Origin of the sequence: Paenibacillus chondroitinus NBRC 15376, assembly GCF_004000765.1 — a bacterium.
Taxonomy (GTDB): domain Bacteria; phylum Bacillota; class Bacilli; order Paenibacillales; family NBRC-103111; genus Paenibacillus_E; species Paenibacillus_E chondroitinus.
On record NZ_BILW01000019.1, the window covers coordinates 51,243 to 73,625 of the forward strand.

The 22,383-nt window shown below is 45.4% G+C and carries 19 protein-coding genes; 3 read left to right on the forward strand and 16 right to left on the reverse strand.

Going from position 1 to position 22,383, the window contains the following annotated elements; genetic code table 11:
- Positions 1-99: 99 nt before the first annotated feature.
- The 6 genes from PCH02S_RS20650 to PCH02S_RS20675 form a co-directional block, all read right to left on the reverse strand.
- Entirely contained in the window at positions 100-234 is a 135-nt protein-coding gene (locus PCH02S_RS20650; protein WP_307719943.1) for a glycine betaine ABC transporter substrate-binding protein, read from the reverse strand.
- A gap of 56 nt (positions 235-290) precedes the next feature.
- Positions 291-533 (reverse strand): HPr family phosphocarrier protein, encoded by a 243-nt coding sequence (locus PCH02S_RS20655; protein WP_127455843.1) that lies wholly within the window; start codon positions 531-533, stop codon positions 291-293.
- A 31-nt stretch (positions 534-564) separates the two neighbouring features.
- Positions 565-2,001: an NAD-dependent malic enzyme gene (locus PCH02S_RS20660; RefSeq protein ID WP_127455844.1), complete on the reverse strand. Its 1,437-nt coding sequence runs from the start codon at positions 1,999-2,001 to the stop codon at positions 565-567.
- Positions 2,002-2,007: 6 nt separating this feature from the next.
- Entirely contained in the window at positions 2,008-3,534 is a 1,527-nt protein-coding gene (locus tag PCH02S_RS20665; protein ID WP_127455845.1) for a tripartite tricarboxylate transporter permease, read from the reverse strand.
- Position 3,535: 1 nt separating this feature from the next.
- Positions 3,536-3,997, reverse strand: a complete 462-nt coding sequence (locus tag PCH02S_RS20670) for a tripartite tricarboxylate transporter TctB family protein (protein WP_127455846.1) — start codon at positions 3,995-3,997, stop codon at positions 3,536-3,538.
- Between the two features lie 64 nt (positions 3,998-4,061).
- Complete coding sequence (locus tag PCH02S_RS20675; protein WP_127455847.1) at positions 4,062-5,138, reverse strand: Bug family tripartite tricarboxylate transporter substrate binding protein; 1,077 nt, start codon at positions 5,136-5,138, stop codon at positions 4,062-4,064.
- Positions 5,139-5,366: 228 nt separating this feature from the next.
- Here PCH02S_RS20675 and PCH02S_RS20680 point away from each other — a divergent pair, with 228 nt between their 5' ends.
- Both PCH02S_RS20680 and PCH02S_RS20685 read left to right on the forward strand, forming a co-directional pair.
- Positions 5,367-7,004 (forward strand): ATP-binding protein, encoded by a 1,638-nt coding sequence (locus tag PCH02S_RS20680; protein ID WP_127455848.1) that lies wholly within the window; start codon positions 5,367-5,369, stop codon positions 7,002-7,004.
- Complete coding sequence (locus PCH02S_RS20685) at positions 6,976-7,701, forward strand: response regulator (protein ID WP_127455896.1); 726 nt, start codon at positions 6,976-6,978, stop codon at positions 7,699-7,701. The genes PCH02S_RS20680 and PCH02S_RS20685 overlap by 29 nt, the downstream gene beginning before the upstream one ends.
- A gap of 165 nt (positions 7,702-7,866) precedes the next feature.
- Here the strand turns inward: PCH02S_RS20685 and PCH02S_RS20690 are convergent, their stop codons facing one another.
- Positions 7,867-8,430, reverse strand: a complete 564-nt coding sequence (locus tag PCH02S_RS20690) for a beta-class carbonic anhydrase (RefSeq protein ID WP_127455897.1) — start codon at positions 8,428-8,430, stop codon at positions 7,867-7,869.
- Between the two features lie 97 nt (positions 8,431-8,527).
- Entirely contained in the window at positions 8,528-10,093 is a 1,566-nt protein-coding gene (locus PCH02S_RS20695) for a glycoside hydrolase family 43 protein (protein WP_218033169.1), read from the reverse strand.
- 97 nt (positions 10,094-10,190) lie between these two features.
- Between PCH02S_RS20695 and PCH02S_RS20700 the strand changes: the two genes are divergently transcribed.
- Positions 10,191-10,670 carry a TspO/MBR family protein gene (locus tag PCH02S_RS20700; RefSeq protein WP_127455849.1) on the forward strand — a complete coding sequence of 160 codons (480 nt, stop codon included), beginning with the start codon at positions 10,191-10,193 and terminating at the stop codon, positions 10,668-10,670.
- A 57-nt stretch (positions 10,671-10,727) separates the two neighbouring features.
- On the opposite strand, the gene PCH02S_RS20705 is transcribed toward PCH02S_RS20700, so the two are convergent.
- From PCH02S_RS20705 to PCH02S_RS20740, 8 genes are all read right to left on the reverse strand, one after another.
- Positions 10,728-12,065, reverse strand: a complete 1,338-nt coding sequence (locus PCH02S_RS20705) for a sialidase family protein (RefSeq protein WP_127455850.1) — start codon at positions 12,063-12,065, stop codon at positions 10,728-10,730.
- A 19-nt stretch (positions 12,066-12,084) separates the two neighbouring features.
- A complete protein-coding gene (locus PCH02S_RS20710; RefSeq protein ID WP_127455851.1) occupies positions 12,085-13,806 on the reverse strand; it encodes a type 2 periplasmic-binding domain-containing protein in 1,722 nt (573 codons plus the stop codon).
- A gap of 39 nt (positions 13,807-13,845) precedes the next feature.
- The gene (locus PCH02S_RS20715) at positions 13,846-14,718 is read right to left on the reverse strand and encodes a carbohydrate ABC transporter permease (protein WP_246069187.1); all 873 of its coding nucleotides are present in this window, start codon (positions 14,716-14,718) and stop codon (positions 13,846-13,848) included.
- Between the two features lie 16 nt (positions 14,719-14,734).
- Entirely contained in the window at positions 14,735-15,685 is a 951-nt protein-coding gene (locus PCH02S_RS20720) for an ABC transporter permease (protein ID WP_127455852.1), read from the reverse strand.
- Between the two features lie 132 nt (positions 15,686-15,817).
- Positions 15,818-18,496, reverse strand: a complete 2,679-nt coding sequence (locus PCH02S_RS20725) for a sensor histidine kinase (protein WP_164819649.1) — start codon at positions 18,494-18,496, stop codon at positions 15,818-15,820.
- Entirely contained in the window at positions 18,496-20,082 is a 1,587-nt protein-coding gene (locus PCH02S_RS20730; RefSeq protein ID WP_164819650.1) for a response regulator transcription factor, read from the reverse strand. The genes PCH02S_RS20725 and PCH02S_RS20730 overlap by 1 nt, the downstream gene beginning before the upstream one ends.
- An 89-nt stretch (positions 20,083-20,171) precedes the next feature.
- Positions 20,172-21,272, reverse strand: coding sequence for a Gfo/Idh/MocA family protein (locus PCH02S_RS20735; protein ID WP_164819651.1), 1,101 nt, complete (start codon positions 21,270-21,272; stop codon positions 20,172-20,174).
- Positions 21,273-21,291: 19 nt separating this feature from the next.
- The gene (locus PCH02S_RS20740) at positions 21,292-22,380 is read right to left on the reverse strand and encodes a Gfo/Idh/MocA family protein (RefSeq protein WP_127455856.1); all 1,089 of its coding nucleotides are present in this window, start codon (positions 22,378-22,380) and stop codon (positions 21,292-21,294) included.
- Positions 22,381-22,383 lie beyond the last annotated feature (3 nt).

Consider the following 22,383-nt stretch of genomic DNA (forward strand, 5'->3'; position numbering starts at 1 on the left):
CTTTTCTGAATCGAATAATAATATTCATAGGAAAAGCGAAGTACAAGAAGAGCCAGTTCATCACCGGCTCTTCTTGTACTTCATTATTTTGTATTCAAATCAGCGATCGATTCGATATTTCATGTACGTTGGAACAACTAATCCTAGCTTCGTACCGTTCAAGTTCGGTCCCAAATCTTCAAATTTGCCGGCGAATTTATCAAAGTAATCTTTATGCGTTGTTGGAAACCACACTGCTACAATTGCGTCAGCACTTCCATCAGATGAAACTAATTAAAATTTTCATGCGCTTATCTTAAAGTTATCTTAAGACCGTGTTTGTCAAAGATCCTTGTTAGGACTTCTTTTGCCTCTTCTTCATCAGGACCTTGAATATCAAGCTTGTACGTTTGATTGTTGAACAGCGTAACACTCAGACCAAGAATGCTTTTCACATCAATAAATCTCATGCCAACCTGAATGACAATACTGGATTGGAATTGATTCGCTGCTTGATTGATTTCTATAATGGCTTTTGTTTCCAGACCACCCATGCCAACCTCTCCAATCTAGTTTCGTCGTTGCTCAGACAGATTTATCTACCTGGCGAAACTCACGGGGGATCCGCCTTGCCACACCAGTTTGAATAGCTGCATGAATGACAGCTTCCCGAATACGTCTAACGACTTCTTGATTAAACACACTTGGAATGATATAAAGCTTGTTTAGTTCTTGCTGCGTTACTACGGAAGCAATCGCTGAGGAGGCAGCTAGCTTCATCTCTTCATTGATTGTAGATGCTTGGCAATCCAAGGCCGCTCGAAAAATACCTGGAAAGCAAAGTACGTTGTTAATTTGATTCGGAAAATCCGACCGCCCTGTTGCAATGACACCGGCGATATCTTCGATTTCATCCGGATGAATTTCAGGCGTTGGATTCGCCATGACGAACACGACAGGATTTGCCGCCATTCGTTCCACATCTCCCCTTTTCAGTAAGCCCCCAGCTGACAAGCCAATGAACACATCTGCTCCTTCGATGACTTCATGCAGGGAACCTGATCGCAGGTTAGGGTTCGTTCGTTTCGCGTACTCCTTCCATATCGGGTTAGCGTACTCTTTCGTACGTAGCAACGCGCCTTCCCGGTCAACTCCGATTAACTCTTTCACACCTGCTGCGAGCAAAATGTTGGAGCAAGCAATCCCCGCTGCGCCAACTCCGCATACGACAACTTTAGCCTCATTAATCTGTTTGCCGACTACTCTCAAAGCGTTAATGAGCCCTGCATATAATACGACGGCCGTGCCATGTTGGTCGTCATGAAAAACGGGAATATCCAGTTCATTCCGGAGCCGTTCTTCAATCTCAAAGCATCGAGGCGAAGAAATGTCCTCTAAATTTATACCGCCAAAACCTGGAGCCATGTGCTTGATGCTTGTGACGATTTCATCGGTACTTTGCGTGCTCAAACAAATGGGAAACGCATCAACATCAGCAAACTGCTTGAATAGCATCGCCTTGCCTTCCATAACAGGCATTGCCGCATAAGGCCCGATGTTACCGAGTCCTAGAACGGCGCTGCCATCAGAGATAACAGCGACTGTATTCCGCTTGATCGTCAACTTGTAGGCGTTATCCTCATTTTCATGAATTGCCATACAGACTCTGGCGACATCCGGTGTGTACACTCGCGATAAATCATCCCTGTTCTGGATGGGCGATTTGGGCTTCATTTCGATTTTGCCGCCGAGATGAAGTAAAAATGTGCGATCTGAGACATGTATGAGTCTCACACCGGAGAGATCCTTCATCCTGGCTACAATTTTGTCCAACTGGGTTTGCTCTAATGCTGTTACCGTAATGTCTCGAACCGTCCAATTCGCTCCTGTTTGAATGACATCAATCGCGATGACATCCCCACCGTTTTCCGTAATCATCGTGATCAATTGACCGAAGTGAATCTGCTCTGTCAGCAGTTCCAGACGTAAAATAATACTTTTGCCACCCATTGTATTTTTCATATGCAGTTACCCTTCCTCGTTCACAAGCACATTTTTACCTTTTAGTTTAAGGATCAGCGGGATCGTGATCCAAATCAAACCGATAATGAGAAATACCAGTGAAACCGGTTTTTGCAAAAAGATCATGAAATCGCCGTTTGAAATGGTAAGCGCTCTGCGCATATTGTTTTCCATCATTGGACCCAGAATAAGACCTAGTACGAGTGGTGCTAAAGGGTAATCGTTTTTGGACAAGAAATAACCCACAAGCCCGCAACCCATAATGAGCAGCAAATCAAACGTTGAATATTGAACGGCATACACCCCAAACACGGAAAAAACGATAATTAACGGAATTAAATACTTCGCAGGTGTTTCAATTACTTTGGCAAACACTTTAACAAGAGGCATATTAAGAATTAGGAGCATAAGGTTTCCGACAAACATACTTGCAATAACGCCCCATGCCAGTTGTGGATGATCCTGGAATAACAAAGGACCTGGTTGAACATTGTACATGATAAAAGCACCCATCAGAATGGCCGTCGTACCCGAAGACGGGATGCCCAGCGTCAAAAGCGGAATCATTGCACCGCCTGAAGCAGCGTTATTCGCAGCTTCCGGCGACGCCACTCCCTCGATGGCTCCCTTTCCGAACTTCTCTGGATTTTTGCTAATCTTTTTCTCTACAATATAAGCAAAGAAAGAGGCAAGGATAGCTCCCGCTCCAGGAAGCAGGCCGATGAAAAATCCGAGGACAGAACCACGTGCAATAGGTGCCGCACTGTCTTTCATATCTTGCTTCGTCGGCATGATCCGATTAATTTTTGCAATCTCGCCGTCGTTTCCTTCACGTTGAAGAATTGTTTTAAATACTTCACCTACAGCAAATGTACCAACTGCAACAGTCAAGAACTCCAAGCCTTGATATAACTCGGGAATGCCGAACGTGAATCGTTCCACGCCAGACACGTTATCGATACCAATCGTTGCCAGTAAGAGTCCGAAGGCCGTCATCATGAGCGCTTTCACCATCGATTTACCTGCAAGCCCGCTGATTGCGAGTAATCCGAGCACCATAAGTGAGAAATATTCGGCTGGTCCGAACTTAATGGCTACCGCAGATAAAGGACGGGCCAGGAAAATTAGACCGATCAGTGAAATAATGCCGGCCGCAAAGGAACCGATTGCCGAAATCGCAAGCGCAGCCCCTGCTCTACCCTGTTTAGCCATTTGATAGCCATCCAGAGTTGTGACGACAGAAGACGATTCTCCTGGCGTGTTCAACAGGATCGACGTCGTCGAACCTCCGTACATCGCCCCGTAATACACCCCTGCTAGCAAAATGATTGAGCTTGTAGCCGCTTCTTCCGGAGCTAAGCCACCTGTCATCGTTGCCGTGATCGGTATCAAGAGGGCTACACCGCTCATCGGACCGATACCAGGGAGTACTCCAACTACCGTACCGATCAAGACACCGAGAAATACAAATACAACATTGTGCCACTGCATCGCAGTACCTAAACCATGAAACACATATTCCAACGTGCTCATCCTATGCCCCCCCTAACCATGTTGGAAATCCGGGAAGCGAACCATCCAGCAGATGTACATACAAATAATAAACACCATAGGAGAAACTACCAGCAATAACTAAGGAAACCCACACTCTTCCCTTATGCATCGTTTGGAAACCGATCATCAGGAACAAAAACGTAGAGATTACGAATCCAATATCTTCAAGGAAATACGCATACAAGACAGCTGCGATGAAAATAATGATAAATCGTTTATAGTCCAAATTTTCCTTGCTCTTCTCCGTACGTTGCTTACGGAAAGTCTCATAAATAAGACGGAAACTCATCAAAGACAACAATGCCCCCAAAATCATTGGAAAAATATTTGCGCCTACATTACTGCCATAAGCACTTGTTGAAATGCCCAAAGAACCTATCATAAATGCAAGGCCAATGGCACAAAACACGATGCCTGCATAACGATCAAAAGTAGTATTCATTTCTCTGCCTCCTACCCTAAGTAGCAAGGAGAAGAGGTCGTCTTCTCCCTTGTCTCTTCAGCACTTATTTCTGCATACCAAGCGCTGTTAGCATGTCTTTCAGTTGTGCTTCTTGCTGCCCTAAGAATGTTTTGAAATCGTCTGCTTTCTTATAATCCGTTTCCCAGCTATTTGCTTGCATTTCTTTTTTCCAGGCATCGGACTCTACCATTTTCTTAATGCTGTCTTCCCAAAATCTTTTTGCGTCAGCGGTCATGTCCTTCGGTCCAAAGAAACCGCGCCAAATGAGAAACTCGGCATCAACACCCTGTTCTTTCATCGTCGGGATATCTTTCAAGCTGCCGCCAAGACGGGAAGGTGCGGCAATAGCAAGAATACGGATTTTCCCGGCTTTCACATATTGATCTAACGAAGAAGCATCTGTACCCAACACATCAGCATTTCCGCCTAACAATGCCGTTACGGCTTCACCGCCACCGTCATAGGATACGTATTTCACTTTTTTGGGGTCAATACCGTATTTGAACGCCGGTAGAATCGAAACCAGATGATCCATGGAGCCAGGTGCGGAGCCTCCTGCAACCGTAATCTTGGTAGGATCAGCTTTCATATCATCGAGTAAGGATTTCAGATCTTTATATTTCGAATTTGCTGCTACCGCGACAGCGCCATAATCTTTGGTCAATTGGGCTAGCGGCGTCGTATCCTTGTAACCGTAAGGTGTGTTTCCTTCTTTTTTCAGATGATTAATCAGGATTGGAGGCGAGCTGACGAACAGCTTGTAGTTATCTTTCACATCTTTGGTAGCGTATTCTGCCATGAAAACGGTACCGCCGCCACCCGGTTTATTTTCAACTGAAACAGGTTTATCCACAGCTTTTGTTTCCGTTAATACTTTAGCGATCGTACGGGCTGTCATATCCCAGCCGCCGCCTGCGCCTGATGGAGCGATAATGCTCAGCGCTTTTTCAGGATAGTTGGATTTTGCAGCTGCAGGAGCTGTCGTCTCCTTTGATTTATCAGTTGAACCTGAAGTTGTTGCTGCCGGTTTAACTGTGCTGTTGCCACAAGCCGCCAAACTTACCGCAAGTATGCTAATAGCTGTAACTTTCCAAGAAACTGATAATAGCTGTTTTATCAAATGAAACCCCTCCGTTATAAGTAATAAATTGTCATGTATACGCTTCCTTTGAAGCGCTTTCAGAATAACATCTACAGGTAGCGGTAGGGAAGTTTATGGCGATTAGTTGTAATAAAAGCGTTTTGACCATTTTGTTCATATTGTTCACGGATCTGGTTACCCTATAACGGTCAAAATAATAACGCTTTATGATACAATTTAAACAAAAATAGGAGGCCTGCGAGGAAGATGAGGCTTCAGACCAAGCTTATATTAATCATTTGTTCGTTTCTTTCTATCGTCATAATCTCTTTAGGCAGTATATTTTATTACATCATGACCACGGCACTTGAAGATCAGATTGGAACACGCGCCTTGAAGGTTGCTGAAACTGTTGCTAATATGCCTGACATTCGCCATGCATTTCAAACTTCTGACCCATCTAGGACCATCCAACCTATTGCTGAAACGATTCGAGAAAAAATCGATGCCGAATATATCGTTGTCAGGAATCGCGAAGGGATTCGCTTCTCTCATCCACTTCCTGAACGAATCGGGAAAGAAATGGTTGGCGGCGACAACGGTCCTGTCTTGGAAGGGCAATCCATTATTTCCAAAGCCATCGGCTCCCTTGGACCTTCACTTCGCGGTAAGGCGCCTATCTTTGATGAGCAAAACCAAGTAATCGGGATTGTATCGGTCGGATTTCTTACGGAAGATATTGATTCTATTACTTACACCTATCAATCGCGCATTGAGGTAATTTCCCTTATCGTCCTGATTTTCGGTCTAATCGGTTCAATCCTTATCGCGCGTAACGTCCGGAGCTCTATCCATGGACTTGAGCCCAAGGAAATCGGCGAGTTATATACGGAAAAACAGGCGATTCTGCAGACGATTCGCGAAGGAATTATCGCCATAAATCGTGATGGCTTCATCACGATGGTGAACCGCTATGCCTTGCAGCTTATGCAGCTGCCGCTAAGTGCAAAAATCACCGGCAGACATATTGAGGATGTGATTCCGAACACCCGCTTGACCGAGGTGGTACGTACAGGAGAAGCCGATTTCGACCATGAAATGCTCATTGGTGATCATGATGTCATCGTCAATCGCGTGCCGATTGTAAGCCGAAAACACGGTGTCACAGGTGCCGTTTCAAGCTTTCGAAGTAAATCCGAGCTTTACCGATTGGCTGAGGAACTATCCCAAGTAAAACGTTTCGCAGAAGCCCTTCGGGCTCAGACACATGAATTCTCTAACAAGTTATATGTCATATCCGGACTCATTCAGCTGGAATCCTATCAAGAGGCTGTCGATCTCATCTCCAAAGAATCCGATGTGCACCAGAATTGGGTTCAGTTCATCATGACTGAAATACCTGATCCCATGATCGGGGGGTTGTTAATTGGCAAATTCAATCATGCGCAGGAATTAAAACTAACTTTTGAAATTGATCGCGAGAGCTCTTTCCGAGATATCCCTGAGGAAATCGATCGTAATCTATTGATCACGATTATTGGCAACTTAATCGACAACGCGATGGAAGCAGTATTAGCAGTGGAAGTACAGACTATGCCGTATGTGAAATTATTTTTAACCGATCTCGGTGAGGATTTGATAATCGAATGTGAGGATAGCGGAATTGGTATTCCCGACGAATTGGGTAACGCCGTGTTTGAGAAAGGATTTTCAACGAAAGCAGGTGAGAATAGAGGCATTGGACTAGCATTAGTACAGCATGCTGTACGCAAGCTTAATGGATATATCACTTTCCATAATAACCCGGAATGCGGCACGATTTTCACAGTCGCCATACCAAAGCACCCGACATCCACAGAAAGGAGTCCTTATCGTGATCCTGGAATCCCAACACCCCACAATTGAAGTTTTAATTATCGAAGATGATGTGAAAATTGCTGAAATCAACCGAAGGTTTATAGAGAAAGTAGACGGCTTTCACGTTGTCGGAATCGCTACTGATGAGATTCAGGCCAAGGAACAACTGGATATCTTAAAGCCAAATTTAGTTCTACTGGATGTTTACTTTCCTGGCTCCAATGGACTGGACATGCTATCTTATATTCGTCAATATTATCGGGATACCGACGTTATTATGATCACAGCGGCCAAAGAGGTTGAAGCCATAAGAGAAGCCGTTCGAAGCGGAGCGTTCGATTATATTATGAAACCCCTAATATTTAACAGATTGCAGGAAACGCTCTTGCGATATATGGACTTTCACAATGAGCTGAATCGTCTTAATCAGAGTGGCTCTATTAATCAAAGTGATGTTGATCGACTCATTTCGGGGGCAGGTAAGAAAGATTCTCGTACTGATAATTCCTATCTTCCCAAAGGCATTGATAAATTAACACTAGTGAAAATTGTGCAAGCGATTTCTGCCGCGGAGCACGGAATGTCCGCAGATCAAATTGCCAAAGAAATTGGTGTCAGCCGTTCGACAGGACGACGTTATTTAGAGCATTTGGTCTCTTCGGGCGAAGTATTCGCAGATTTGACTTATGGGGTCGTAGGGCGCCCCGAGAGAGTCTATCGTAAGAAAACTCCCTTCGACTGTTGATTTGCAAAGCTTTAACTAACGAACCCGCAACTAAGTGAAGTTGCGGGTTCTTATCATTTATCGTTTCTAATCATCATTGCTGTCATTCCACTTCAAACAACCGTTCACCCTTGCGCAATGCCTTTTCCGCAAAAGAGCCCGTCACCGCTTGCCAGGTATATTTTCTCACTGTTTATAACCGTCAATTATTAAATCTAACTTTCCTGTTTCCGGATCGATTACAAGGCCATGAACTGGAATGTTTCTTGGCAGAAGGGGATGGTTTTTGACCGTTTGCACGCTTCCTTTGACGGAATCTTCAACACTATCAAAACCGTGCAGCCACTTTTGCAAATTAATGCCGGAACTTTCGAGGGTGTCGATAATTTCGGAAGATATCCCGTTCTCCTTCATTTTATTTATCGTTTCCCCAGGGTCAATACAGCTCATCCCACAATCATGATGCCCGACCACAAACACTTCGTCTGCATTTAATTCATAGATAGCGACAATTACGCTACGCATAACGCTGCCGAATGGGTGCAAAACAATCGCTCCAGCATCTTTAATGATTTTGGAATTCCCATCCTTAATATTTAATGCTCGGGGTAGGAGCTCCGTAAGTCTAGAGTCCATACAAGTGATAACAACCATCTTTTTCTCTTTGTACCTAGCTGTTTTATATTTTTCAAATTCCTTCTTTTCTACGAACTCGGAGTTAAAGTCTAACATACTATAAAGTCTCTCCAAGCTACTCACCTCAATTTCTCTTTTGATATCTAACAATCTTATCATAATTTGCAAAGCACCCTCAACATGCAACTAAATGAAATATTCCAGCTGCAATTCATCGCCCCTGAGGGCCTGCATATCGATAGTGGAACCACTCAATGTCCAAATATCCATTTTCCACTTTATTGTTAAAGCTAAATAAGCCGATTCGATCTCCCCGATAATCGCCCCAGTTGAGTTGATAGCGTTCGTCGAAATCGATGAAATTTTTACCATCGAGACTATAAGAGAAGGTGTTGATTCCGTCTAACCCCCAACAAGATCTTAACCATAGGTCACACTGACTGATTCGCGATCCCATCGTTTGAATACCTGTATCGTTGTATTGGATTGTTCTAACTATTCCCTCTTGTTTAATACTAATCGTACAATACCTCGTTCCAAAATGGCATAAGCCTGCCTCCTGCCCATCTTCCATTCCGGATAGATCTATCTTAGTGACGACTACATTATTTACCGTTCTCAAGCTTCGTTGCGTAACTATGTTGCAGACTGTAAAAAAGTTCCCAACCTCTAGAGGCACGCAAGCATGCAATCGGAGATAACCCTGTCTTTCCGTCAAAGACCATTTGCCATCTCTAGGTTGATGATTCCATTCCCATTGAGGTTCTAACCTTGCGTTAGTAAAGTTCACGCTCGTACTTGGAGTGATCAAGGCGTAACCTTGTATTGGCTTTTTGCCTCCCCATACCATTTCTCCAATGCCATCCCCATCGATATCCTCCCCGATGATTGGCCAGCCTTCCACCCAAGTGACTGGAAGCAAATGCAAGGTTCTCCCTTCATAATACCCGCCAGTCCCCTGATGTGAGATGAAATACCATGTCCCGTCCTCCGTTTGCAGCAAACCTCCCTGATTAGGCTCTCGATCCAGTGCCTCACCATGAGAATGAATGAGTTCTTTCTCCTCGTATGGACCATGGATATGTGCAGATCTGAGCATCATCACGACTCTAAGATCTTTTCCTGCCTGATGCCGAACCTCACTGTGGAAAAAGTAATATAAACCTTCTATTTTGTAAATCTTCGTTGCTTCACTGCCCTTATATTGATGGAAAACGAAATCAGTATCCTTCTTTATCTGGTTTCCTTCTTCATTTATCTGAAATAAATGCATCTTGTATTCATTGCTGAAATTTGTGGCAGCTAGATAGCCCTGTCCATCTTCATCCCAAAATGGGCAGCAATCATCCCAGCCTTCGATCTGCCATATATGCTGCAGAGGCTCCCAAGGGCCTTCAGGTCGAATCGATGAACTCATGAAAAATCCTTCGTCCGGCGTACAAAAGTAGACCCAGAACTTATCTTTGTAGTATCGTATTGCGCCCGCCCAAACGCCTCTGCCGTACCTATTCATTTTATCATAATTCAATTCTGGGCTTATTTGCGTGAGATCATCGACGACATGTCCAATAATCACCCAATTCACCAGGTCTTTAGAGTGCAAAATAACCATCCCAGGAGAAAAATGCAAGGTTGAGGAAATACAATAGAAATCACTGCCAACTCGGATAACATCAGGGTCACTAAAATCTCCCGGCAGGATAGGATTGATGTACGTACCATCACTTTGATCACCCCAGAGACCGTTCTTTGAAGATAGCTCCAATGCTGATTTCACAGACTTCACTCCATTTCTTTTGCTCAACAGGTTATCCTTTTCAGGATTTGTAAATACTATAGTATTAAGCTTGGACGACTTTATGGAGGTGCTTCTTATGATGTTTATTACTGTATTTATCCTTGCATATGCATTATTTTCGCTCTCCGCTGTTTTATTTCCTACCGATATTAATTATTATACTAGTCTTAATAAACCAGCTTGGAGCCCTCCCCCTAAACTATTCGGGATTGTGTGGAGCATTATATATGCTCTAATTTCACTATCGATAGCCATTGTTTATACGAAAACAAATGGGTTTCAGGAAGCCTCCCTCGCCTATTTCGTAACTTTATTGATCAACTATATCGCTAATCAAGCCTTTACCTTTATCGAGTTTAACCTAAAAAACTTGCGTTTGGCTTTCCTTGATACGGTTGTTGTAGCCTTCACTTCATTTCTGTTGATATATTTCACGCTTCCTTATTCCAAACTTGCTGCGTGGTTGCTGGTACCTTACTTATTGTGGTCCTGCTTTGCTGCTCTACTGGCCTGGTCCATCTACCAGTTAAATAAGGATGTTAACCGTGTATATTAAAATATTCAGTTGAAAAAGCCCTTGATCTTATCAAGGGCTTTTGAATATATACGGATCTCAGGATGACGCGAGCCAATCCAGTGAAAACGTTGTAAATTTGATGGTCATTTCTCTGGTTTCAGAAAAATCGCTTTCATACAGCAGTGCAATGTCCCCATTAGCCAAAACCGTTAAACAGCTATACGAAAACGTATATTCATCGACCTCTTTGGCATACTTCCAGGTGCTTCCCCCATCTTCGCTCAAACGGATCGTCCCGTTTCTCCGCTTGTGGGGATCCGCTGGATTAGCAAACAAAACTCTTGTTTTCCCGTCACCCATGTCCGGATAGGTAATTACGCTGGATTGGCAAACGGGGTCCAATAACGCCTGATCATACTTCGTATCGCTCCAGGTCTCGCCGCCATCCAGGCTCATGGCCACAGCGGTTCGATGCAGACCGGCGTGATTTCTCATATATACGCGCAGCCCGCCATCCGGAAGTTCAATCACCTGGGATTCGGTCAGGTCCGCACCCTCCGTGCTTAGTGTCTCTGCCATCAGCGGTTGCCCGATGAACATCCTTCCATCATTCGGGGAGGCGCCTCTGCGCCAGCTTTTCCCATGATCATCGCTGAAAATAACGGCGCATGACATTTTTCCATGGTGATTCGAAAAGTAAATCGGAAAAACAAGCCTTCCTTTGTAATTACCATGCTTGATCTGAATACCTCTTCCGGGCCCTGCCCCAATAAATGCCATCCAGGCCTCTTTCACCGCAGGATTTAATTCGATCGGCCTCGACCATGTCAGACCGTCATCCTCACTTTTAATGATTTGCAAAAAAGATGTTCTCGCTTCTAATAACGTTTCATCGGGATCTATCCCTTTTTTCAGAAAAATATTGCCCTTTGTCTCCCCGTCAACATGAACATTTCCTTCTTCATCAACTGTAAAAAGGGTCATCTCTCCTTGGCTATTGGCCACATAACCGTTCGGAAGCAGTCGATAGGCCCTCCCACTGCTGTCAAATAGCAGTCTTTCGGCGTTCTCGCTAAACCCCGTTCCTATCTCGGAGGACCTTAGACCAATTCCCCCAGGTGTATGTGAAAACAGCATCCAAATCGTTCCTGTCACCTCGTCCTCGAGCAGAGCGGTGTCGATCGCTGCCGCCCCGTCCCGTCCTTCTCCCGGATAGGACACAAGCTCTTGCACATCATCCCATGTCACTCCATGATCTACACTACGTCTTATTGTTGTATTGATTTTGTTGGGATTATCCAGGCTGTTGCTTATACGTGCATCGATGCCGGCAATAATTGTTCCTCTTGAAGTCGTGATCATGGATGGGATTCGATAGGTCGCCGATCCAGCTAACCCCGGATAAAATAAAGAAATCGCTTCGCTTTTTTTCATGAGATTCACGTCCTGTTTTTTATTTTTGATTCAGTAAATCGGCGACTTTCGGCGACTTGTCAAGTTCGGCCAACATTTCTTTACCACCGCTGTTCAAATAATTCTGAACGTATTTATCCCATTCCTTATCGATATCGATTTGTCCGGCAATGGCTTTCAAACGGAACTCATTCACGATCGTATTCAGTTGACCGCTGTATTGTTTGTTCAGATCCGCATATTTCGTTTGGTTCATCAAATCCCATTTGTAAGGCCTGATTTCCATCTTCTTCAATACGTCCGGTTTGCCGAAGAAATCATTTTTCAACTTCGTTGTTGCTTCGGAGGTCTGATAGGACGCTCTTCTGTCATCGTACGACCTGAAGTTATATGCCCAGAAGCCCATACTCCCTTCGTTCTCCGGGTACTCCGGTTTGACTTTAATCTCCGATTTCTCCGGAGTGCCCTGCCATGTGGAATGGGTGCCGACATCTCCGTAAAGTGTCCAGCGGGAATCGTCATCAAAGTTGATGTAATCGAAAATTTGCAGAATACGCACCAGCTGCTCATCCGTCACTTTCTTGGAAACGTAGAAAGCATCGCCCAGCCTGTTCACTGGAGTGAAGGCGCCTTCCCCTTGCTGTCCGTTCGGACCGATCTCGGGCGCGGTTACGAGTAATTTAACAGCGGGGTCCTTCTCTATAATGTTTGCCGGAGCGCGCCCCTTCGTCCAAGCATCCATCCCGACATAAGCAGGCTGCGCCGGATAATAGCCGGTTTTGCCCAGCTTGAATTTCTCCCAGCTCTTGTTCACATCGATTGTCGTCCACTCTGGATCAATCAAGCCTTCTTTGTTCCATCTCGCCATCATCTTCAAGAACTCTTTGTATTTATCGGAAATTTCAGCGGCCGTCAGCTTGCCGTTCTCCTCCAGGTTGTAGCCGCTTGCTGCCCCGTAAGCCCCGAGCAGCGTGCTGCCCCAGGCCGTAAACGAGTTGTTGAACGGCAGCATGCCATAAGTATCGTTTTTCCCGTTACTGTCCGGGTCCTTCTGGGCGAAAGCCTTTAAGATTTCTTCCGTCTGCTCCAGCGTATAGGCCTTATCCGTGAAGTAGATTCGTTCCAAGCCTCCACTTGTGCCAATAGGTTTTATCTCGCCCGGAGGTTGAATCCCCAGTTTCTCAAGCCAATCGAACCGGAAGGTTGGCGCCCAAATTAAGTTTTTGGTATGTCCCTGATACCCGACGAGAGCCAAATATTCGTCTTTTTTGCCCGGCGCCAAATTCATATCCCAGCCCGGAACATTTTCATCGAGCATTTTGGAATAAAGGGGCGCGTATTTCTTCAGCATCTCTTTCGGAATCGTTCTCGTCAGTCCGTTTTCGTAAAATTCCAACGCCGACAGGGACTGCACCGTAAAGGAAAACGTATCCGGCAAATCTCCAGATGCGACCAGCAACTGCACCTGGTCTTTGTTAAACGTATCCACCTTCACATTGCTGATCTTGATGTTGTACTTTTCTTCCAATTTCTTCTGTACCCAGTTCCCGTCCTCAATCTTCCCTCTTGTAAAAGATCCTGTCAGCCTTAAATCAAGCGGCTTGGAGAAGTCCCCCGGCGCAGGCAGCCCCGTAGCTGTATTCCCTTGCGCCTGGCCTGCCATGCTGACACCGGATGCTTCTTGCTGACTGCACCCTACCGATCCGATCACTAGCGATCCAGCAAGCACCGCCGAAAATAAAATTTTGAATCGAATTTGCATACAAATTGCCTCCCCTTTATTTGTGTTCACGACCGGTGATTAACCTTTCAAAGAGCCGATCATAATGCCCTTGATGAAATATTTCTGCGCGAACGGGTAAATGAGAATAATTGGACCAATCGACATCATAACCGTCGCTGCACGAACATTGCTCAGCAATAAATTGGTATTTGTCGACCCGCCACCCCCGAATTGTGTCTGTGACAAATCCAGTGCAACGATCATCTGCCTGACAATCATCTGCAGAACCGTTTTGGAAGGGTCGCGAATATAGATCATCGCATCAAACCATGCGTTCCAGTGCCCCACTGCCGCCCACAGCGCAACTGTCGCAATGACCGGTTTGGACAAGGGGATGATAATCTTGGTCAAAATCTTGAAATAACCGGCTCCATCGATCAACGCCGACTCCTCAAGCCCTTTATCGAGCGTCATCAAATAATTGCGCATGATGATAATCGAGAACACATTAACCGCTCCGGGTAAAATGAGCGCAAGACGGTTATCAAGGAGACCTAAACTTTTAATCAATAAGTAAGTGGGGATCATTCCCCCTGAGAAAAACATGGCGATAAGGAAAAAGGCTGTGAAGTAATTACGAAAAGGCAAATCTTTTTTGGATAACGGATAAGCGACCAGCAAGGTAAAAAAAACGATGAGCGTCGTACCGATAACGGTTCGAAGGATCGTATTCAGATAGGCGGACGTAATGTTTTGATAGCTAAAAACGAACTGATAAGCAACCGTTACCCATTGTTCCGGCCACAGATGAATACCAAGTGTTGAGGCGCCATTCGCGTCCGAGAAGGACAGAACGAATGTTTGCCAGAACGGGTATAAGACTGCGAGGGAAAATAAGCTGATCCCTAACATATTTAGCGTGTCAAAAATGGACAATCGCGTTTTGAGCATTCCGTGCTCCTCCTTCTTACCAAATGCCATGTTCGCTTCGTTTGCGGATGATGGCATTCGCTCCCACAATGAGAATCACGCCCACGACATTTTTGAATAAACCGACGGCTGTCGCATAATCCAATTGAAACTGTTCCAGACCCTTCCGGTATACGTAGGTATCAATGATGTCAGCGACCTCATAAACGACTGGGTTATACAGATTTAGAATCTGATCAAAGCCCCCATTCAAAATGTTGCCCAGGCCCAGGATAAACAAGATCACGATCATCGGAATGAGCGACGGGATTGTAATGTGCAGCATCTTCTTGAATCGTCCCGCCCCGTCGACATCTGCCGCTTCATAAAGATCCGGATTGATCGAAGAAATAGCTGCCAAATAAATGATGGCCCCCCAACCAATCTCTTTCCACACATCCGTCAAGATCAGCATGGGAATAAAATAATGAGTATCCGCTAAAAAATTGATCGGCGTTCCCCCGAGCGAATGGATGACGTAGTTGATGATCCCCCGTTGAGGAGAAAGCACCTCGCCCACCATGGACGCTAAGATGACCCAAGACATAAAATGCGGCAAATACGAAACGGACTGCGCTACCTTTTTAAACCACACCTGTTTGACTTCGTTTAACAGCACGGCCAGCATAATGGGAGCCGGAAAAGCTACGACCAACTTTAACCCGCTGATAATGAGCGTATTTTTTAGAGCGCGAATAAAAAGGGAATCGTGTAACAAGCTTTTGAAATGCGCAAAATCATTCCATGGACTTTTCCAGATGCCTAAACCGGGCGAAAACTTTTTGAAAGCGATCACAATGCCATAGATCGGAATGTAATGAAAAACGAATAACAAAATCATCGGAAGCAGCATCATGAGGTAGAGCATCTTCATCTTCTTGGCTCTAAGCCAGATTTCATTTTTTTTGCGTACCGATGGAGCGTCAGCATGCTGAAGGGTGATTTCCATGGTTAAGCCGCCTCTCCTTTCTACGATATATTGGTAACGCTTACACATTCGATTATAGAAAAAAGCAGCTTCGATTAGTGACACGATCTATAGATCTTGTACCACAATCTCAATATGTTTAGTCTGCTTTTACTATTTTGCTGGAAGTAGGATGGTCACCTTCGTACCCTCTCCATAACGGCTGTCGATGTCCAGTCCATAGGCTTCTCCGAAATGCAATTTAATTCGTGCATGGACATTATAAATGCCAGCCTTCTTCACGCCGGGATCCGCAAGCCGCTCGCGAACTTCCGATAGTTGGTCCTGCCGCATGCCTAACGCATTGTCCGTAACGGTCATACGAATAGTACCCTCTTGCAGCATACAGGAAATTTCAATCGTTACCTGTTTTCTGGTTTGCCTTGCTCCGTGATGGATGGCATTCTCGATAATTGGCTGCAGAATCAGCTTTAAAGCGCCGCATTCCAGGATCGCATCATCCACATGCCACACGCATTGAAAATTATCGTACCTGCAGGACATGATGTGTATATAGGTTTTGGCATATATGATTTCATCTTTCATTCCCATCATTTGTTCCCGGTTCGTGATATAACGAAATAGTCTGGAGATCGAATTAATCATTTCGACGGCTCTGTCCACTTCTTTCGTCTCAACAAGATAGATGAGATTATCCAAAGTATTGTACAAAAAGTGCGGATTGATTTGCGACTGCAAAGCGATCAATTGAATTTCCTTTTTCTCATATTCCAGTTTGATTCTTTCTTTGTCTGCTACAAGCGTTTCGACGACCAGATCATCGATTCGTCTGACCATCTGATTAAAATTTCGGCTGAGCAGGTCCACTTCGTCAATACCGGAAACACGATCCAAAACAATTCGGTGGCTTTCCCCCAGTTCATATTCATTCAACATTTGATTCAGCCTGCCTAGGGGTTTGAGCATGCGCTGCGACATATAGAAAGAAAACAACAGCATGAGAAGGAAAATCAGAAAGAACAGATACGAATTGCTTACAAATAAGTCGATAACCTGGTCTTCTACGTCTGATTCGTTATACCTGGAAATAAACGTCCAAGAAACACCGCCTATCTCCTTGGCGAAGTCGTAATAATTCCCGCTGTAGGACCCAATTGGCGAATCCAGCACTTTCCCGATTTGTGCCGCAATAGGATGGGATACAATCCGGTTGTCCTTGTCAACGATAAACATTTCACTGCCGTTCTGCTTGAATTCCCCATACAGATTGGAAAGGTACCCACTATCTAAATCCACTGTCATATAGCCTACAATTTCCGGATATTTCTCCAGCGAGATGATCGGCATTCCCAAGACGATGGAAGCATTGCCGAAGTCATCCTTGGTCAGATGATAACTTATTTTTCTGCCGGACCCTTTCATTTGATTGTAAAAGCCAAAGTCCAACTCTCCGGTTTGTTTATATCGATTTGAAAATATCAGCGTGTTGGATCGGTCGTAGATACGAATGACATCGCGATTCAGCCCTAAATCATGATTATCATAAAGCAGCTCTTTTTCGAGCGTTTTCATATCTTTTGCCAGGATCTCATGCTGTACGGCCGTATCCAATGAAATCCGAGCCATCAGCACCTCTTTTTGATTGATATCATGCTCTAGATAACTGGCTGTTTTCGCAAATAAGGAATCATGGCTCTTTTTTAAATCGTCAACCACGATGTTGGAGGAATTCCAGTAAAAGATAACCATATAGACTAGAAGAGGCAGCAGTATCGTAATGATAAAATAAAGCAAAAACCGGTCTCGCAGATTGAATCGACCGATGTCCGTCACGAATTTGCTTTCATTCGACCCTCTATCTTTGGCAAACTCGTACATCTTAAATAATTGGATGACTTCATAAACGGGTTTCAGGATTTTGCTTGAAATGAACCTGGAAGAAACGAACGCAACAAGTAACGCCAGCAGACAAGTAGCTGCCGTTAATTTGGCCATGAAAAGGAGCTGCTGCCGGTAAACGTCCATCCGTTCAACATAGACCAGCTGCATATGATTAAAAGGAATGGTCGTATCATGAGTTTCCACACGAACAGATAAATCCACTTCAGACCCGCGGAAAATCAAATCGCGATTAGCGTCGAACAGCAGGATGTTCTCGTTGTAAGGTACAGCGTCCTTCACATACTGAGGGTTCAACAGGATTAAGATAACCCCGTTATTGGCCCCGTCTTTCCCTATCAGATTGGCGGCAAAAAACGCCCGTTTATTCAACTCGTCCAGTGCATGCGACACTCCTTTGGGATGATCAGGATCAGAAGGCGGGATGAGGCTTGCAGCAGCTTTCCCTTGGAGGACCAGATAATGTTCTTTGGCTAACTCGCTTTTCACCTGAATCCCGTTCAGATTGAAGTCCAAGTAAGTGTGATCGGAACTGAATTGATTTTGGGATGTGATGACAACGATGGAATCGATGATTTCATTTTCTTGCCGGATGTTGTACAAATATTTCTCGAAATCCATGGAAAGTTGATATTTTGTGATGGCGTTTGTATTCGTCTCACCCATTTGCTGCATATAGTCGGCAATCCGCTCATTCGTCGTTAAATGATTGACCATCGCGTACATGTTGCTAAGGCTCGTATTTAACTCATAGGAAATCTGGTTCATTCGGGTACTGATGACAAACTGCTTTTTTTCTTCAATAAAGTTTTTGATTTTAAAGAAAAAAACGCTGCTCAGCAGCAATAATAGAATAAGCATGGCGCTTAAAGAAAACAGCATCAGAAAATTTCGAAATGAAATCCTCTGGAATCCCCTCATTTTCCGAAACATCATGAGCCTCCGCTTTGGTTGTAAGTAGGGTTGGACCGAAATACAAGAGGTTTGACGCCCATCACTTTTTTAAAAACCTTATTGAAATAAGAATGATTATGAATGCCGACCATCGCAGAAATTTCCTTGATCTTATACTCTTTGTGCTTTAGCAATTCTACGGATTTGCGGACCCTGACTTCATTCACATAATCAATAAAATTATGACCGGTTTCTTTTTTGAAAATGGAACTGAAATACGACGGATGAATAAATAATTGCCCCGCCATATCCTCCAGCGTAATCTTAGCGGCGTAATGCTTATGCACGTATTGCTTGGCTGTATGTACGTAACGATTTTCAGCATTTTGCTCGATAGGCGAGATAGACAGCTTTTCGATCGTTTGTTTCAGCCAAATTTTCAATTCACCGAGGGATGGAGCGGTATAAATATAGGCAAGCGCCTGCTTCTTATCCAAAGTCGGCAACGCAAGTCCTTTGTCTTTGGCTTTCAAAGAAAGCGATAAAATGATCTCTGAAAAGGTTATTCGGACTTCTTCTATATTCATTCGTTTCCCTTGTTCCACGACATCAAAGAAGCCCCGAAGACGGGAAGCGGATTCCTCATTTTCACGGGCAAGAACGGATTGAATCAATTTGTCCATGACAAGGCTTAGTTGCTCTTGTTCGTTCTCTTTGGCATATTCGCCAAGCTCTTCAGCCAACAATTCCTGGTAAAAAAAGATCGCATGCTGTTGATTGTTAAATTGATAACTCAAAGCATAAACGGCTTGATTAAAGGAAGAGTGGATCTCGCTAGGATCCTTAATCAAATTGCCGACGCTGATGGACAGCACGCATTCTTTCCCAAAGACGGATCTGAGCGATGCTTTGAGCAAATCCGAATAATGTTCAAGCTGGTCTTTCAGATCATATTTGCTGATTGGCCGGGGATGATGTGCAAAAAGAACCAATTGGTTACCATAATATAAGACGGGAGTCTGGCTATCCTTCCAATAATCCATCGTCCATTCAGCAATATAATGCCTAATCGATAAACTTAAGTCTTTTTCAAACCATCTGCCGAACGAACAAACGATGACCCGCATATACTCCTGAAGCCAGGGTTCGTCGTACTGTCGTACATGTTCCCCTTTGATCAGGTCGATAAGCATCGCTTCTTCCTGTACGTCCGGAATTCCCGTCTTTTGACTATCGGCTATGTCTTCATCTTTCTTCAACTCAATGGCCAGATTATGCATAACCCCCATAATTTCTTCTTTCATCACAGGCTTCAATAAATAACCCTTTACACCGAACCGAATGGCATCTTGGGCGTATTTGAAATCATCGTAGGCGGAAAGGACAAGTACTTTCGTGTTTGGATACGTTTCTTGGACCTTTTGGGCAAGCTCCAGACCGTTCATTTCCGGCATCCGGATATCCGTCAACACCACATGGGGATTGTGCTGCTCCATTTGTTCAAGGGCTTCCCGGCCATCACAGGCTGAACCGATAACCTCGAATCCCGCTTCCTTCCATGGAAACAAAGTGACTAATCGTTCCCTGATGTTTTTTTCATCATCCACAATAAGAACCTTATACATGGACCCACCTCCATCCAACTGTATACCTCTAATAGAAAAACCGCACAAGCCATTTCTGCTTAGGCGCATGCGGTTCTCCTGGATATTGCTTACTTATATGTTCCTACTTGTTTCCACGATTGCTTCCTAAGCGAGACCATAGCAGCCTCTGCGGTTGCAATCGAAGAACGGGCTGACGTCCCGTCGAAGAGCGAGAGATACGCCTGAGCCACAGGCTTGCCTGCGATGGCATCGCGAAAGCACGCCATTTCCGCTTCCATCGGCTTCCTTAAGAAAAGCGGTGGACGAGTTTGAGGGCTTGTGAACACGACTTTCCCTTCTGCCCGCCTATAATCATGAACACGGTCCTCATCTTCATCCGGGCTCCCGTTGATGCCAAACGATGTGATGTGATTACCGCTTTTCACGACGATTTCGGACCGTTTAAAGTTGACGAACACAGCGCCTTCCGTTCCGTTGATTTTGACAAAGTGCCCTCCCTGTCTGAATCCGGAGCCGTACTGCATCGTACCTAAAGCTCCGTTGGAGAATTCCATAGTCAGCAGCAGATGATCCGGATTACTGGAAGCATGAAGGGCAGGATCTATCCACGATCCCGCCAAAACAACGGATGCCGCAGGTCCAAGAAGCGTTTGAACAAGATCTAGCTCGTGGATAAAATGAAATAAATACCCTCCGGTCTGTGCAGGATTCTGCTTCCAACTGGAGCCGGCTTGTTTATCCTGCCAGCCCGTTCGCTCCGCGTGAGAAACGATCGGCTTCCCAATGGCACCCTGTTCGATCAATCGCTTCACTTGCTGCACGCCGCTCATAAAATGAAGGATATGTCCGGCCATCATGTGGACAGAAGCTCTCCGGCAAGCCGCAATCATGTCCTCACAGTCGGCCAAGGATAAAGCGATCGGCTTCTCACAAAACACGTGCTTGCCATGCTGCGCCGCTAGAATGACATGTTGTTTGTGAAGATGATTCGGACTGGCCACAATGACGGCATCCACATCATCGCGTGCGACCAGCGCTTCAACACTTGCAGCCGTGGCACACTGGAGCTCTTCCGATAGCAGCTTGGCGCTATCATCCGCTCCTCCAACTACAGCAACCGTTCTCGTACCTTCGAGCCCATTCAAAATTCTAGCGAACTCGCCTCCGAAATTACCACATCCGATAACGCCGAATCCCAAAGAAGTCATTGTCTCCCGCTCCTTCGCTTCATGATACGCTGATCCACTTCTTCTCACGCAGAGAAGCCATAGCGGCTTCAGCGGTAGCAATGGACGTTGTGGCGGCTGTCCCGTCAAACAGCATTTGCACATTTTCACCTACAGGTATTCCATTTACGGCATTCCGGAATGCGGACATTTCCTTTTCGATCAGAGCAGCTAACCAGCTCGGCATCCTGGAAGCGGCTGTTCCATAAGCGACAGCGCCGTCGACGTTTTGATAGGACTGCGCGCGTTCCATATCTTCTTCGGCGGAATCATTCAGATGACGGCTGGTGATACGTCCGTTCTGATACAGTTCAACTTTCGATTGCTTCAAATCCAGCAGGATCGCTCCTTCAGTTCCGTTGATCTTGACGAAATGCTCGCCCCAGCGAAATCCCGAGCCGTATTGCATCGTTCCGAGCGTACCGTCTGCGAACAACAATGTCAGAAGCAGGACGTCTTCCTCATCGCCGAAGCCTTCTCCCTGATGCGCCAGATTGCCCCCTGCCATGCAAACCGATACCGCCGGTCCCATGATGGCTTGCAAGAAATCCAGCTCATGGATGTGGTGAAATAGATGCCCGCCTGAGGTGGCATTGTTTTTCTTCCAGCTGACACTGGCTTGCCTATCCTCCCAGCCGGTCCGTTCAGCATGGCAGACAAGCGGTCGGCCAATCTCGCCACTGGCAATCCAAGCTTTGACTTGGTTGACGCCGTTCATAAAATGCATGATATGTCCGGCCATAAATACCACACCCGCCGACTTGCATGCCTTGACCATTTCTTCACAATCGCTCAATGTAAGAGCAATCGGTTTTTCACAAAACACATGCTTCCCATGTTGGGCTGCCAGCATAACCGGTTCTTTGTGAGCATGGCTTGGGGATGCCACGATAATCGCATCGATATCATCCCGCTGTACCAAGTCTTCCAGGCTTTCCATCGCTTCACAATGCAGCTCCTCCGCCAACAGCGCGGCTCGGCTGCCCCCATGAACGGCAACGACGCTTGAGCCTTCAAGCCGATTTAACGTCCTGGCCAGCTCCCCGCCGAAATACCCACTGCCCACTACCCCAAAACGCACGCTCTTCATCTC

Coding starts and splice junctions, on each gene's coding strand:
- PCH02S_RS20655 (WP_127455843.1), bottom strand. CDS start 533: ATGGGTGGTCTGGAAACAAAAGCCATTATAGAAATCAATCAAGCAGCG.
- PCH02S_RS20660 (WP_127455844.1), bottom strand. CDS start 2,001: ATGAAAAATACAATGGGTGGCAAAAGTATTATTTTACGTCTGGAACTG.
- PCH02S_RS20665 (WP_127455845.1), bottom strand. CDS start 3,534: ATGAGCACGTTGGAATATGTGTTTCATGGTTTAGGTACTGCGATGCAG.
- PCH02S_RS20670 (WP_127455846.1), bottom strand. CDS start 3,997: ATGAATACTACTTTTGATCGTTATGCAGGCATCGTGTTTTGTGCCATT.
- PCH02S_RS20680 (WP_127455848.1), top strand. CDS start 5,367: ATGAGGCTTCAGACCAAGCTTATATTAATCATTTGTTCGTTTCTTTCT.
- PCH02S_RS20700 (WP_127455849.1), top strand. CDS start 10,191: ATGATGTTTATTACTGTATTTATCCTTGCATATGCATTATTTTCGCTC.
- PCH02S_RS20705 (WP_127455850.1), bottom strand. CDS start 12,065: ATGAAAAAAAGCGAAGCGATTTCTTTATTTTATCCGGGGTTAGCTGGA.
- PCH02S_RS20710 (WP_127455851.1), bottom strand. CDS start 13,806: ATGCAAATTCGATTCAAAATTTTATTTTCGGCGGTGCTTGCTGGATCG.
- PCH02S_RS20715 (WP_246069187.1), bottom strand. CDS start 14,718: ATGCTCAAAACGCGATTGTCCATTTTTGACACGCTAAATATGTTAGGG.
- PCH02S_RS20720 (WP_127455852.1), bottom strand. CDS start 15,685: ATGGAAATCACCCTTCAGCATGCTGACGCTCCATCGGTACGCAAAAAA.
- PCH02S_RS20725 (WP_164819649.1), bottom strand. CDS start 18,496: ATGTTTCGGAAAATGAGGGGATTCCAGAGGATTTCATTTCGAAATTTT.
- PCH02S_RS20730 (WP_164819650.1), bottom strand. CDS start 20,082: ATGTATAAGGTTCTTATTGTGGATGATGAAAAAAACATCAGGGAACGA.
- PCH02S_RS20735 (WP_164819651.1), bottom strand. CDS start 21,272: ATGACTTCTTTGGGATTCGGCGTTATCGGATGTGGTAATTTCGGAGGC.
- PCH02S_RS20740 (WP_127455856.1), bottom strand. CDS start 22,380: ATGAAGAGCGTGCGTTTTGGGGTAGTGGGCAGTGGGTATTTCGGCGGG.